Annotated in this window: 8 protein-coding genes; 4 read left to right on the forward strand and 4 right to left on the reverse strand. The window is 63.7% G+C overall.

Annotated features, from left to right (window positions below; genetic code table 11):
- Window positions 1-10: 10 nt before the first annotated feature.
- The 3 genes from KA354_10385 to KA354_10395 are packed head-to-tail and all read left to right on the forward strand — an operon-like array spanning window position 11 to window position 3,728.
- Window positions 11-1,840: a glycosyltransferase family 39 protein gene (locus KA354_10385; protein ID MBP7935041.1), complete on the forward strand. Its 1,830-nt coding sequence runs from the start codon at window positions 11-13 to the stop codon at window positions 1,838-1,840.
- Entirely contained in the window at window positions 1,830-2,567 is a 738-nt protein-coding gene (locus KA354_10390) for a TIM barrel protein (GenBank protein MBP7935042.1), read from the forward strand. Before KA354_10385 ends, KA354_10390 begins: the two co-directional genes overlap by 11 nt.
- A gap of 9 nt (window positions 2,568-2,576) precedes the next feature.
- Window positions 2,577-3,728 (forward strand): CofH family radical SAM protein, encoded by a 1,152-nt coding sequence (locus KA354_10395; protein ID MBP7935043.1) that lies wholly within the window; start codon window positions 2,577-2,579, stop codon window positions 3,726-3,728.
- A gap of 533 nt (window positions 3,729-4,261) precedes the next feature.
- Here the strand turns inward: KA354_10395 and KA354_10400 are convergent.
- From KA354_10400 to KA354_10415, 4 genes are all read right to left on the reverse strand, one after another.
- A complete protein-coding gene (locus KA354_10400; GenBank protein ID MBP7935044.1) occupies window positions 4,262-8,116 on the reverse strand; it encodes a hypothetical protein in 3,855 nt (1,284 codons plus the stop codon).
- A 23-nt stretch (window positions 8,117-8,139) separates the two neighbouring features.
- Complete coding sequence (locus KA354_10405; GenBank protein ID MBP7935045.1) at window positions 8,140-8,664, reverse strand: HAD hydrolase family protein; 525 nt, start codon at window positions 8,662-8,664, stop codon at window positions 8,140-8,142.
- Between the two features lie 135 nt (window positions 8,665-8,799).
- Window positions 8,800-9,108 carry a ribosome-associated translation inhibitor RaiA gene (gene raiA / locus KA354_10410; GenBank protein MBP7935046.1) on the reverse strand — a complete coding sequence of 103 codons (309 nt, stop codon included), beginning with the start codon at window positions 9,106-9,108 and terminating at the stop codon, window positions 8,800-8,802.
- Between the two features lie 213 nt (window positions 9,109-9,321).
- The gene (locus tag KA354_10415; protein ID MBP7935047.1) at window positions 9,322-10,656 is read right to left on the reverse strand and encodes a Gfo/Idh/MocA family oxidoreductase; all 1,335 of its coding nucleotides are present in this window, start codon (window positions 10,654-10,656) and stop codon (window positions 9,322-9,324) included.
- Between the two features lie 512 nt (window positions 10,657-11,168).
- Here KA354_10415 and KA354_10420 point away from each other — a divergent pair.
- Complete coding sequence (locus KA354_10420) at window positions 11,169-14,582, forward strand: hypothetical protein (protein ID MBP7935048.1); 3,414 nt, start codon at window positions 11,169-11,171, stop codon at window positions 14,580-14,582.
- Window positions 14,583-14,792 lie beyond the last annotated feature (210 nt).

Genomic DNA, 14,792 nt, shown 5'->3' on the forward strand with positions numbered 1-14,792 from the left:
GAACTCGGTATTGCGACAACCACCAGGCGGCGGTCCGGGTAAGACCCCCTGGGGAATCCTCTGCTGCCTCCTCCTGCTCGGCGCGGCAGTCTTCTGCACCGGCATCCATTGGGGTCTGCCCTCCAGAGCGGCGGATCCGTTCCTCTTTGGCGACCGAACACCCTGGACCGGTCAGGAAATCATCGCCCTGGCCGGCGGATGGGAGACCGACGGCGGACGCGGCGCGGACGTCGATCCCGATGCCATTCGCGACCGCCGGCAGTCGATCGTCCTGAACGAGACCGACGCCCAGAGAGCAGCCATCGTACGCCGATACCGCCTGTACAGCTACCAGCCCGACGAGATGGTCACCTTCCGGGCCCTGGCCTCGATGCGCCCCGGCGAGGGCAAGCTCGATCCCCACCTGTACCAATACGGCGGCCTGTGGGTCTACCCCGTCGGGGCTTGCCTCCAGGCGGCTTCACTCGCTGGTTTCGTCACCGTCAAATCCGACGTGACCCACTACCTCGACCACCCCGAGCAGTTCGCCCGCTTCTACGTGGTCACCCGCCTCTATACCGTGTTCTGGGCCCTGGTCGGGGCGGCCGTCGTCTTCGAATTGGCTCGCCGATTGAGCGGGGGACGCCCCGCCGCGGCCACCCTGGCAACCCTGTGTTACATCTTCCTGCCGGTGGTCGTGAACACGGCCCATGAAGCCAAGCCCCATCTTCCGGGCGCCGTGCTCATGCTGGCATCCATCCTCGCAGCGATGCAATACGCCGACACCGGCCGGCGGCGCTGGTGGCTCGCCAGCACCGTACTCTGCGGAACCGCCCTCGGCATGGTCCTGACCGCTTGGCCGATCCTCGCGATCCCCCCCCTCATGGCCTGGCTTCGGTGGAACAACTGGCGATCCGCCCTCGGCCTCAAGTGGGCCGGGCTGGCAATCACCATCCTCGTGTTCCTCATCACCAACCCCTACGTGGGCATCAACCTCATCTACGATCGCGAGGTCCTTCGCTCGAATCTCGGCAATACCGCCGCAATGTTCAAGGTGACACTGAGCGGAATGGGCCTCCTCAACGCGGCACAACTGGTGCGGGAAGGTGCTTCCACCATCGTGGCCATCGTTGGCTGCATCGCCACGATCGGATTCCTGTGGCGGCACATTCCGGTGAACCAGCGCAAAAGCGAACCCACTTGCCAACTCCAGAATATGCCCAATCCTGGCGTTGGCTGGCTTCTGGTGGTACCCGCGGCCATCTCCCTGGTCCAGTTCGCCCTGGCAGCCGAGGATATGCCGGGCGAGTACGGCCGCTTCGCAGTCTTCCCCGACGTGTGCCTCGCCGTCGCGGCCGGCCCTGCGTTCAACCGCCTGGCCAAATACCGCACCGCGCGCGGCGCTTTCGCGGCGGCGATGATCCTCGGCGCGGCTCTGCCCGGCGCCGACTACCTGCGCGCCTTCGTCCGAGATTGCAGGGAAAAAACCTCTCGGTTCGTGGCCGCCGAGGAACTCCAGCGACATCAGCGCGAAGGAGGACGCGTGCTCGGCATGCTCGTCGAACCCGCACCGTACGTCTGCCCGCCCATGAATGTGTTCTCCTGGAGCATCCGCCTGCTTCCCCCGAAAGAACCGATCGAGAAACCCGTCACCTGTGACGTCTTGATCCGAGCATGGCAAACACCAGAATTCCCTGACCCCGGGACCCTACCGCCCGAACGGTTCGCGCGCTATGATGTCCCCGTGCGAGCGTGGCCGTCGGACGCGACCCCCATGAGTTGGGCAGACAAAACTTTCGAACTGGTCGCACCGCCACAGCGCCCGCCGGAGAACGGAGCAACAAGCTCAAATGTTGATTAGCTGCGCAGTCAAGCCGCCGACAGCGACACCGTCACCCGCCAGCCTGGCACCCTACCGAGACGCCGGCTGCGACGCAGTCCATCTGGCCTGGTCCCGCCTTGAACCAAGCGAGATCCTGCCCTGGCTCCAATCCGCCAACCTGCACCTGTCCGGCGTGGACGTCGGCACTTTCGACGCCGCCGCCAAGGCGGACGTGACGGCGACCATCACGCGAATCCAAACGCGGATGGAATGGGCCAGAGCCGTGGGCAGCACCAACATCTGCCTGGGCACCGGCGAGCGCCGGGGCCAACCCTGGACGATCCTGTCAGAAGGCATTCAGGAAATCCTGCCCGCGGCCAACGACCATGGTCTCGATGTCCATGTCTTGAACGCCCGCGATACCACCATCGAGCAGATCGAGGATCTTCGGCGCCTCTTCGCCGACATCCGGCACCCACGCCTGCGACTCGCCCTCGACATCGGCGCATTCCATGCCTCGGCCGTGAACCCACGCGACGCCCTCGGGGAATTCGCCGACCTCGTGGGCTGCATTCGCGTCTCCGACCGCATCGGCCAGCGACCCGTCCCTCTCGGCCAAGGCAAGGTGAACCTGCAGCGAATCATCCACCAGGCGGCAAAGTGCCGCTACCGCGGCTGGTTCGTGCTCGATCCCTGCGAGAACCGCGACAGCGGGACGACCGCCTCCCCCGCCGACGCAGTGGCCTACCTCAGAAAACTGGGCTAGTCTGTAACCATGCAATCAGCCGACTTGCAGGATATCGCCGCGAAGGTCCATGCGGGTCAGCGACTCGGTGTCGAGGATGGCGTGCGACTCTACCGCTCGCCGGATATCCATACCCTCGGCGAGCTGGCCAACATCACCCGGGAGCGATTCCACGGGAGAAAAACATTCTACAACATCAATCGCCACATCAATTACACCAACTACTGCACGCTCCGCTGCCGATTCTGCTCCTTCTACCGGCCGTACCCCACAGGAAAAGCAGCAACGCCGAACCCGCCAAACCCCGCCTGCGACACATCGGGCGGATATGAGCTCTCCGTCGACGAGATCGTCCAACGAGCGACCCTGGCAGCCGAAACCGGAGCGACCGAGGTCCACATCGTCGGCGGCCTGCACCCCAGACTCCCCTTCTCGTACTACCTCGAGATGTGCCGACGAGTACGCGAGGCGGCGCCCCAACTGCATATCAAGGCGTTCACCGCCATCGAGATCATCCACTTCAGCCGGATCACAAAACCCCACCTGTCGATCCGAGAGGTCCTCATACAACTCCGCGAGGCGGGACTCGGTAGCCTGCCCGGCGGCGGCGCCGAAATCTTCGACGATCGCGTGCACACCGAGGCATTCAAGACCAAGGTCGGCCAAGAAGGCTGGTTCGATGTCCACCGAACAGCTCACGAACTGGGCCTGTTCAGCAATGCGACCATGCTTTACGGCCACATCGAGACCATCGAGGAACGCGTGCAGCACCTGGTCAAGCTACGCAGCCACCAGGATGACTCGCTCGCCGGCCGAGCGGCCCATTTCAACTGCATCGTGCCCCTCTCGTTCATCCCCCACAACACAGAACTCCACCACCTGGCCGGCCCCACAGGCCTCGACGACCTTCGCACCCTGGCGGTATGCCGTCTCATGCTCGACAACTTCCCCCACGTCAAGGCATTCTGGATTATGCAGACCCCCAAAATTGCCCAAGTTAGCCTCAACTGGGGGGTAGACGACTTCGACGGCACCGTAGTCCACTACGATATCACCAAACAGGCTGCCCGCAGTGCCGCAAACCACCAAGAACTCACCGTCGAGCAGATCCGACGGTTCATCTACGAGGCGGGAGGAATCCCGACAGAACGAGACTCGCTGTACGGGATCATCCAGAGATAGGCTTGCCGATAGAACCCGAGAATGAAATCACCGGAACGAATCAACCCAGCCCCAGGCCTCGGCCAACGATACTTGAGCCCGGCCAAGACTGAAAGCCGCCTCTTCCCCAGCCCGTCCACGCCCCCCCTCGCGGACGCACCACCACCCAACGGTGACCGCGCCCTCCCCGGCGGCGGACACCAGGGAGGGGCGGCGCGGTCGACACGCCCGTCGCTGGCGCTTCCCCCTCCATGGCTCGCCACGACGGTCATCGTACAAGACGCGGCTTTCCCCTGCCGGAAAGCTCCGACACCACCATCCCCCACCCGGAAAGCGGTACCGGGACGTGCCTTCCTGTCAGGCATACCGCCCGAGTGCTTCGCTTGGCCGGACTAGAAAATCACGACATCTGAAGAGCCCTGGACAGCGGGGGGAGAGGACGAGACCGCCGTCAATGGGACTATGAGCATACTATACGCCTAGCAGCATTCGCCGCCCACTCTATTATTGGCTCCCCCCGTGCGAAGGCAAGCCCTTTCAGGCCAAAAACGTTCCTATCTGAGCTGACGTAAGCCCGTCGGAGGCGTCTGATCCTGCCGCCCCCGAGGTGCATTCACCTTGCTGCCTTCCGCCTCAATCTGGCGGGTCTTCAGGTTCCACTTCACAGTGAGGCCATGCCAGTAGCCGGTTGACCTCCCTGTCTTAACCTCGGCTTCCTCAATCACCGCCTCCTGGAGCGCAGTCCCGTTGATCTCCGCCAGACCTGTGACCGCGTCATACAGGATCGCCAAGCCGGATGCCGACCGCCGCAAATCAGCCTCAGAACTCGTGAAGAAGACATTCCCGCGAGCCTGAAAACCCTTGAGTGCCGTCGCCCCGGACAACGAGCCCCCGGGCGACCTGGTCTTACCGTCCTGGTCCCGCTGGAATTGGACTACCAGATTGCCGCACGTCAGGGTCGCTGCCCGGCTCGTAATCCGCTTGCGGGTCTCCTCATCCAGCTTCAGCGCCGATTCGATCCGGTCCGCCAAAGCCATCTGCGCGCCGGCCGCATGACGCATCACCACCTGATTGTCAAGCACGGCGATGAACTTGCGGTTGAGGAAGGTGAAGGAGTTGGCCCACGTAAACAGCGTCTGGCTGGGTCCTACACTCTCAGCCCCAGGCAGCGAGGACGGCGCGAGCACCGTGCTCCGCTCCCGAGGCCCTTCGCGACCCGCCCCACGACCCGCCTTCGGCAGCCGATAGTCCTCCACCAGCAGGTTGCCTTGCCCTTCAATCAGAAATCGCTGTTCCTCCAGGTCAATACGTATCTGCGGACCCGCCGCCCGAACCCGGCTGAGCAGGCGCCGGTCAGACGCACGCGACGGGCGGCTGGCCGGAACCCTCAAGACCTCTGGGAGCATGCCCTTGATAGCCGCCGCCACGCGAGTCTCATTCCCGCTCCTGGCCTCTTCATAAGCCGAAGACAAAACCACCGCATCCCCGGTTGCGTCAACCCGCACTAGCTTCTTCTTGACCCGCTCCGCAAGCCCGTTCCGGGGCCGCTTCTGCTGCCTCGGCCACAGGGCGGCCCCTAGCCCCCGGGCAACGGTCGCGGACGATCGAACACTCGCCGGCTCCTTGGGCGCATCCGCAAATCGCAGACGCAGCTCGCTGCTTTCCAGAACGCTGTTCTCGGACCAGCCCCGAACACGACCGGTGAAAGTGCCGGCGTTCTCCTTCCCACGCAGCCACATCTGGTTGTTCCAGGTCACCTCGATGGGGATGCGCTTCTCCAGGGGACGCCCGTCGAGATCCTGGTCACTGTAAAACCGCAGCAACCCGGTCCCCGGAACCTCCACCGACTGCAACTCCATGTTCAGGCTGATCTGCTGGCCGCGAATGTAAAACGTGTTGTGATCGATCCGCGCAGGCTCGTCCGATCGGCCCACCACCAGGGCGGTGCTGATCTTGCCCGCGGCGTCAAAAATGAACTCGACCGAATCGCCTGCCAGATCGTTCAAGTCCTGCTTATCGTCTCGCGCGGTCACGTTGCCGCGAGCCATCATTCTCTTCAACATAATCTGCCGGCGATTCTTGATCTTCTGCTCCCACCGCCGCCATTCCGGCGATTCCTCCGTGTACCCCTGCTCACGGGCATAAGCCTCAAACTGCTGGCGCTGGGCGTCAGCAATCGGCTTGGGAACAGAGGCCAGTTCAATGACGATCTGGTCGTCGGCCCGGATATCCCGCACCTGCGGAACTCCGACCGGAATCGGGCCGACAAAGGGCTGTGAGGTCTGCTCGGCAGAAACCTTCCCGAACGCCTTGGCTATCCGCGGAACGTTGCGGCCGGTATCGTCCACGCCCATCTCGATCTCGAGCCGCTTGCAGGTCACCAGGTCCGTGGTCCGCTCGCCTCCCTGACGAGCGGCAGTGTGATCGGATCGCTGACTCATGCGGACGTTGCCCGTCGCGACCACCTGGAGAGCCTGAGTCGTGTCGATCGGGCTGCTGGATTCACCCTTGTCCGCCCGAGATTGCCTGGCCTTCTGACGGAGCTCCAGCTTCGCCTCCGGAGGAGCGAACACCACGTCGATCTCGTCCGCGGCAACACGCTGATTGGATAGACCGGTGTCGACCGCACCCTGAAACGCGGCATGCCTGAGGTACACGACCTGCTTCGTGATCGGCGGTTCCCCCGCCGTGGGATGGGCCGCCTCCACCGCCGCCCGGTCAAAGTCGATCTGCCCACCCTTCTGCCATGCCAGCTCGAACTCGACCGCAGGCTCCTCGGGCCCACCTGCAACGAGCCTCAGGCCGGCCGGGCGGGTGGCCGAGACACTGGGCGGCGCCTCACGCCGGATCATCATACCCGGTCCGGTGATTCGGGCCGTTCCCGCCTGACGATCGACGAAAAGGGTGTCGTAGACCAGGATCCGACTGCCCGCCCCGATACTCATGACCGCAGGACATTCCTTCGAGCCCGTGAGCCAGATCCGCTTCGTCTCGTTATGAACCTCCAGCTTGCGGCAGATGATCGTGCCTTGCTTCGAGTCCTGAAGCTCCATCCGCTCACCTTCAACGATGAGGTGAGTCCGCTTCTGAGCAGCAGGGGCACTGGCCGTCGCCGGGCCACGGGAGGGCTGCGTTTCCGAGCTCTCCATCGGCATCAGCGTGACCTCACCCGTCCAGACCAGCTCCAGCGTGGACTCGGGGAGCCCAGGCTGCGTCGCGACCGGCTCGGATCCGGCGAGCCCCGAGTCCGCAGGCCGGCTCGCCGGCTGGCTCTTCGCACCCGGCTGACCTCGCTGGCCCCCGACTTTCTTGCCCTTCGACGTGAACTCAACCGCTGCCCGCTCCTCGCGACCCAGGTCGGTGATCAACGTCACCGTCTGGGCCCCCTTCAAACCACCAGTCACCTTGTCGCCCTGTCGCTGCGTCGCAACGATGTTGTCCCGGAAAACAACCTGGTAGGTGTCAATCCGGTCCTTCCTCACCTGCCTGGCAACACCGTCCGGGTCAAGGAAGCTGATCTCCCGATTCTCGTCATCTTCCTCGGCTCCTTCATCCACCACCGCGTCCGGGAAAGCCTCCTGTGTGGCTGCGGCGCCACCCGCCTGATCGGTCGCACCCGAGCCGGACTCCGCCTCCACCAATCCCCCATCTCCGGAAAGATCGCCAAACTGGGCCAGCTCCTGCCCGCGAACCGTGGCTCTGCCACCCCGCTTGATCTTCGCAAGTTTGACCCGCCGGGTCACCTCATTCCACACCATCTCAAAACCCAGACCCTCCAGCGAGCCCCGCTGGCTCTCCACCCGAATGGGACCGTCTGTCTCCAGCCGGGCCAGGTCCAGGTCAAACCGGGCATCATCCAGAAAGATCCGGTCAATCGTCTCCGGGTGAGTCTCAGGGGCTACCTTGTCCGGATTGTCACGCCGCCAGTCAGGCTTCGTCCGGTCAACGATGATTCGAACATTGCCCTTGAACCAGCCGCTGGTCGGGTCGATCTTCTGCCGCTCCGCCTGGCGAACCTTCACCTGACCCTCGTCCGCCTGAACGTACGCGAGCTGGCCGTCCGGCAGCAGAACACGAGCCGACGGCTTGGTCATGTGGTATTCCGTGTCGCTCACCGGCTCCCACTGGGCAGCTTCGAAGATGTACTTGGCCTCTCCGCCCCGGTCGTAGACGTGGATCTTCGAACCCCCCCCCGGCAGCACGTTCTGCCACCCGCCGATCAAGGCACCCTTCTGATCTCCAATCAACGGTTGAGCCGCCCCCGGCTGGGTCACCGCCGCTCGAACCGGCGGACGAGGAACCTCCGGCTGAGTGGCCGCAAACCGGTCCTCATCCCTTGATTGATAGATGAGGAAGGCAACACAGACCAGGGCAAACGAGGCAACAGCGAGAATGGTCTTCCTGAACACCAGTTATCTCTCCGGGCAGCATTCTACCCGGCACCGCGATCCGCGCCGATAGCCCTCAACGCAGCCTCCCAAAGCCCCTCGCGGCAAAGCAGGTGCTCGATCGCCTCGCGAACCGCCCCCTGCCCCCCCGATCGCTGGGTGACGTGACGGGCCACCGCCTTGACCGCCTCCGCGCCATCCGCCACAGTGATGGGATACTCAACCCCTCTCATGACGGCCAAGTCCAACAGGTCATCGCCCATGTACGCCGTATCTGAAGCAGGCACCCCCGTCACTCCAAGAATACGTTCCAAAGCCGGTAGCTTGTCCTCTGCCCCTTGCTCTACGAGGTCGATGCCGAGCATCTTCGCCCGGGCCAAGACCGCCTCAGACCGCTTCGAGGTCAGGATGGCCACCGTCCGCCCAACCGCCCGCCACATCGCAATCCCGAGCCCATCCCGTATGTGAAAACGACGGTACTGCCCCCCGGCGTCGCCAAACAGGATCGTGCCATCGGTGAGAACACCGTCCACGTCCAGAATCAGAAGTCGTATCTCGCCACTGACCACAGGGACACCTTCAGCCGCCCGCCACACCCTGCCGGCGCACAAATCAACCCCACGAGACGAGGTTGCAGGTGGGGCCGCCACCCCCGCCTTCCAACATCAGAATGGAACCTACGCGAGGATCCGAATCGCGAGAGCCTACTTCTCCCGCCGACGCTCCAGTTCGCGGCTCACGGCATGTTTCGCCCGATCAGCAGCTAAACTCACCGCCGCGTACATGTCATCCTGTAATTCTTCAACAATCAGTGTACCACGCGGCTTGAGGTGTACAACAGCGTGGCATCGCATGTCCACCCCGCCCTTGGGGCCGTTTTCGTCCGACAGCGTCACGGCAATCTCACCAACCCGCTGGTCGTGCTGGCTCAACGCAGCGTAAAACCGATCCTCGACGTGCGAGGCAAGGGCCTCGGTGATCTCCAGGTTGCGTCCGTGAATCTTGAACTCCATCCGGGTCTCCTTCTTAGCAGGCTGCCGCTGATTATACCGGCCACCTCAGTCATCGGCTATCCCAACGGCACATTGAAGGACGACGGCCGTCTGGCCTCGGCGGCACAATCCGGCGAGAACCGAGCCCGCGCGCTTGAGAAACTGCATGGTTGACTGCCGGCGGAATCTCCCCCCACCCGCCCCCATCGCTCCCTTTCAAGAAACCGGCCGTGCTCACGTTCCCGGATAAACCCACGGCGAACGGTATGGACGGAAAAGGAGCTCGTTGGCCGCTTCGTCGCCGACGATGATCTCCTTCTCACCATCCCACTGAATACTCTTGCCGTGCTTCAACGACAGCATGCCCAGGAGAGCCATGGTCGTCGACCGGTGACCGATCTCGATGTCACACACCGGTCGCTTGCCGCCCTTGATGCAGGCCAGGAAATTCGCCCACAGCTCCTTGATATTCTGCTGATCTGGCTCGTGAAGCTGGGCATCCTGGTGGAGGGTCGGCTTGCGTATGTCGGCCGGGTAAAACGTCCAGCCGTCCAGCCAGCCCATGTGGAAAGTACCTTCCGTTCCGTAGAAAAAACACCCCACCGGCTGACCGGGATGCGTTTTCTCCGCGTGGTTGCCGGCAAACTGGCGGTGCTCCCAGACGAGGGTCAAATCACCGAAGTCAAAAGTGGAAACCTGGTGATCCGGAGCATCGCTGGTCTGAGCCTCGGGCGTGTTGACCACCGGGCCCTTGATCGGCCGTCCGCCCGCACTGAACACCCGCCTGGGATACTGACGATCCATGACCCACAGAACCTGATCCAGCCAGTGAATGCCCCAGTCACCCAACTGACCGTTGGCGAAGTCGAGGAAGCTACGGAAACCGCGGGGGTGCATGAGGGGGTTGAACGGCCGCAACGGCGCCGGACCGCAGTAGAGATCCCAGTTCATCCCTTTGGGCGGTTCGGCGTTCGGCTCGGGCTTCTCCGGCCCCCCACCATAGAACACGAACGAGCGGATCATGCCGATCTTGCCGGCCTTGCCGCTCTGGATGAACTCGCGACCGGCAATGTTGTGCGGCGACATCCGACGATGGGTGCCAACTTGAACCACGCGATCGGCCGCCCGAGCGGCGTTGACCATCGCCCGGCCTTCCTTGATCGTGTGACTGATCGGCTTCTCCACATAGACGTGGGCGCCGGCCTTGAGAGCCTCAATCGTGATCAAGGCGTGCCAGTGGTCGGGCGTGGCATTGATGACAATCTCCGGTTTCTCCCGGGCCAGCAACTCCCGGAAGTCCACGTACGGCTTCGGCGTGTCGGCTGTGAGCTGCTCGATCTTTCTGCGAGTCCTGTCCATCTGGTTCGTGTCGCAGTCGCAGATGGCTACAAGCTTGCACTCGCCGGACGCCAGGGCCTCGCGGAGAATGTTGCCCCCCCACCAGCCACTGCCAATCAAGGCAAGCGTGTACTTTTTGCCCGGCTCGGCCGCCCGAAGAGCCGGACCGGCGACCATGGCCATGCCCGCTGCGGCCGACACTCTGAGAAAGTCCCGACGATTGGTGTTCATGACGAATCGCATCCCTTCAAATGAGGACCGCCGGACGCGGTCGCCCCGCGCTACGGCCACCGGCCGATGCGGCCAGCCTACCAGCTACCAGGGCCTGATCCGATGGCACTAGGCCATTCTACTGTGCTCCTCGGCAGCGCCTACCCCCCCCCAGACAAGTCCAACGAATGACGGCGCCGCTGGAGTCTGAAAGCACCAACGCTTCGTCGCTGCGAAAGCTGCAGCGCATACTGCGGCCGACGACCAGGCCGACTCCCTGGATACCCACACGGCCCAAGCAAGGAACACTCAACCGGCAATGGAAAAGTGTGTTCAATGACCGATCATTCAGGCAAGATTCGACTACCATCAGGATCTGCCCTCTCTGACCCCTCCGGATCCGGTTACACTGACTTGCGCAGTCTGCGTTCTCCCCGCAAGCTACTGGACAAAACCGCGCTGTGCAAGTAATGGTTAAGGGCTGACCTGTTCGCTCGATCCTTCATTCTTCCGTTCGCACCTGAGGTGCTCAGATGCCCAGTCGCCATCGTCTCCATCTCGCTGAGTACGCCGCCCTCCTTCTCGCCGGCGCCGCCTCGAGCGCACTCGCCCAAGATCGCCCCCGGCTCAACCTCGCCGAATACGGCCAGCTGACCGCTTGGCCCGATGAACGCGCCGCACAAGGTACACCCGTCGAGTCGATCGCCGCCTTGCCCGCGGCAAGCCGATGGATCGGTGTGGTCTGGGACGAGGAACGCGATGTCTGTGAGCTCCAACTCCAGCCGAAAGAATCGGCGACGGCCGTCGACGCCAAGGTCCAGTACTGGAACCGCTCCTGGCCGCCGGAGCCGCCGCACATGCCCACCATCGAGGACCCCCTCGACGATCCCTGGCAGGGCAAATGGCTGACAGCCGCCGCCGTCCAGGCCGTAACCCACGGAGCAGTCACCTGGACCTTCAAGCCGCTGGCGGAAGACGCCAACGACAAGGCAGAAAACCTGCCCGATGTGACCTACCGGCGAACACTCAAGATCCGACTCGTCCTGCCGGAAAAGGCCCCGAGAATCGAGTCCCTCCGGGTCTTCTCGCCGTCTGCCCTCAAACCGATGTCGGTCAGAATCGAGCTGGGTTGCGGCGACAAGCACCCAGCCTCGCTGAGCGGGCGGCTGGAGATCTACAACGGGCAACTCTTGTCCGCCGCACCCTCGCAGTTCGGCGAGGACGACGCCTTCCAAGCCCCCGGCTCGTGGAAGAACCTCCGCACCGGTTCACCCAAAGGCATCATCGCAAACATCCTGGCCACGGTACCCGCCCCTCCCGGCTCGAACGACATCACCGTCGTCACCGTGCGGACAACGGCCAAAACGAGCGATGGGGACACGCCCCGAACCTTCTCGTTCAGCACCCTCAATCTTGAGCAGGGCCCCATCCACGTGCCCGCCATGCACGCCTACGTCGCCCAGGCGAGCGACACGACCACCTCCGCAGCCACCCGCCCTGGCGGCGAGGGCAGAATCCGCGATCGTATCCCCCGTGAACCCGAACAAAGCCGCGATCGAGCCAGCCGGGAAATCCCCCCCCTCGACCCCTGGCACCGCCAGGGCGGCGATCGGGTCTACCTGCCGGTCGCTGCCGACGCCAGCTGGCAGAAATTCGCGGTCGAATACGGCGGAGAAATCTTCATCAGCAAGAACGGAACCAAGGCCAAGGGAGCCGAGCTCAAGCGACTACAGTGGGACACGGATCGACTCCGTTACCGAATCGGTACAGGCGAGAAACCCTACTTCCGCGATGACCACAAAGCCCAGGTCTCAATCGCCGAAAACTGCCTGCCAATCATCATCAACCGCTGGGAACACCAGGGACTTCAGTTTGAGCAGGAGGCTTTCGCCACCTTGCTTTCAGGACCACTGGACCCGAACGATGTTGCCCGCAGCGAACAGACACCGGCCATCTGCATGGTGCGGCTCCTGGTCACCAACCCCGGCTCACAACCGAAAAAGGCAACCGTCTGGCTCACCCTCACTCCCGAGGAGCACTTCTCGATCCACCAGGCGGGCATGCTCGCGACCGGTACGAACGACAAGTCCTACCAGCCCCACAGGCTGCGCGCCGTGATCCCGCCCCTCCAGGCCCCCGCCGCCCGCATCCGGGTCGCCAGCCCGGATAACCTCGACACCGGGCAGAACAGCATCCTCGCCCAGTTCGACGTCGCACCCGGCAAGACCGAGCAGCTCCACCTCCGAATCCCGTTCGTGTCCGACATCCCCACCCAGGAAATCGATCGACTCGCGACCATCGACTACACCCGCGAACGCGAACGCGTGGCCACCTACTGGCGAACGATCATCGACCGCACCACCCGCTTCACCACTCCGGAGCCCGAATTCAACCTCATGGCCCGCTCCGTTATCCCCCACATCCATATCAGCACCACCAAGGACCCCAAGAGCGGCCTGTTCATGGTCCCGGCGGCTAGCTACCACTACCAGGTCTTCGCGAATGAAGCCTGCTTCCAGGCCCTCCTGCTCGACGCCCTGGGCGACACCGAACGGGCAACCCAGTACCTGCGAACACTCACCCAACTCCAGGGCACCCGGCCGTTCCCCGGCAACTACGCCAAACCCTACGACGCCGTATACCACGGGGCCTGGGTCAGCCGGGAATACGACTACACCGCCAGCAGCTACGGCCTCGACCACGGAACCGTACTCTGGACCCTCGCCCGGCACTTCTTCTTCACCCGCGACACCCGCTGGCTCGACACCACCTTGCCAAGCATGATGCGGGCCGTCGACTGGATCGAACGTCAGCGGGCAACCACCCGCCTGAAAAACGCCCAAGGCGAAAAAGCCCTCGAGTACGGCCTACTGCCCGCCGGCCACCTCGAGGACAACAGCGATTGGGGGTACTGGTTCGCGGTCAACGCGTACTGCGCCGCCGGCATGACCGAGATGGCCGCCGCCATGAGGGCCGTCGGACACCCCCAGGCTGACCAGGTGAATCGCCAAGCCAACGAGTACCTCAACGACTTGCGCACAGCCGTCCTCAGGGCAACCGAGCTTGCACCCGTGACCCGGATGCGCGACGGGACCTACTCGCCCTACGTGCCCACCAAGCTGTACCAGCGGTTCCGCGGCTTCGGTCCGCTGCGGGTGCAGTACTATAGCCGCTATCGCAAACCCGACTTGCCCTGCTACCGCCTCTCCGCCACCCGCGAGGTGCTCTACGGACCAATGATCCTGCTCAACCTCGGCATCTTCGGCCCACACGAGCCGATCGCCGACTGGATCCTCGACGATTGGGAGGACAACCTCACCCTGTCCAGCTCGGGCGGCTTCAACGTCCACGGCTTCACCGACGACAAGTACTGGTTCAGCCAGGGCGGCATGGTCTTCCAGTCGAATCTCCAGAACCCCATCCTGGTCTATCTGATGCGCCAGGAAGTCCCAGCCGCGATCCGCGGGCTGTACAACGGCATGACCTCCTGCCTTTACCCGGAAGTCCATGCATTCACCGAAGAGTATCGCATGTGGAGCCACGCCAGCGGCCCGTTCTACAAGAGCCCAGACGAGGCTCGCTTCGTCAACCGGGTGCGGGATTCTCTGGTCCTCGAGTGCGGAGAGGACCTCTGGCTGGCGAGCGGAGCCCCCCGACGATGGCTGGCCTCCAAGCAGGGCATCCAGGTCGAGCGCATCAACTCCTGCTTCGGCCCAGTGTCGTTTGCCCTCAGCGCCGGTGACCAGGTGAACACCGTGGTCGCGAATGTGACCCCGCCAACAAAAGCACGACCCAGAAACCTCTGGCTGTTTGCCCGCCTGCCCGACGGGGCAAGGATCAAGAACGTCCAGATCGACGGGCGACCCTGGACGAACTTCGACCCCGTCCGGGAGAGAATCCTCATCCCCGGCGGAGATCAGCCCATCAAAGTGCTCATTCAGTACTAAACGGATCCTGCCGCCCGGCTTGACACCAGCCTCCGATCCGCAAGTTCATCGGTCGCGGGCCGGGATGCGACTCACAACCGGCCCAGGAACACGGCGGCGGGCAACATCCCCTGAGCCGCCACGCCCCCGCTCGATCCCCTCAGCCAAAACCCGCCACGCCATGTCGGCCGACCGACGCTTCCCCCCGACGCTTCCCCCACCAGTAGGAAA

Source organism: Phycisphaerae bacterium (genome assembly GCA_018003015.1).
Taxonomy (GTDB): domain Bacteria; phylum Planctomycetota; class Phycisphaerae; order UBA1845; family PWPN01; genus JAGNEZ01.

Excerpts from the sequence above, each read along its gene's own strand:
- KA354_10415 (MBP7935047.1), bottom strand. The coding sequence starts at position 10,656 with ATGAACACCAATCGTCGGGACTTTCTCAGAGTGTCGGCCGCAGCGGGC.
- KA354_10420 (MBP7935048.1), top strand. The coding sequence starts at position 11,169 with ATGCCCAGTCGCCATCGTCTCCATCTCGCTGAGTACGCCGCCCTCCTT.
- KA354_10395 (MBP7935043.1), top strand. The coding sequence starts at position 2,577 with ATGCAATCAGCCGACTTGCAGGATATCGCCGCGAAGGTCCATGCGGGT.
- raiA (MBP7935046.1), bottom strand. The coding sequence starts at position 9,108 with ATGGAGTTCAAGATTCACGGACGCAACCTGGAGATCACCGAGGCCCTT.
- KA354_10390 (MBP7935042.1), top strand. The coding sequence starts at position 1,830 with ATGTTGATTAGCTGCGCAGTCAAGCCGCCGACAGCGACACCGTCACCC.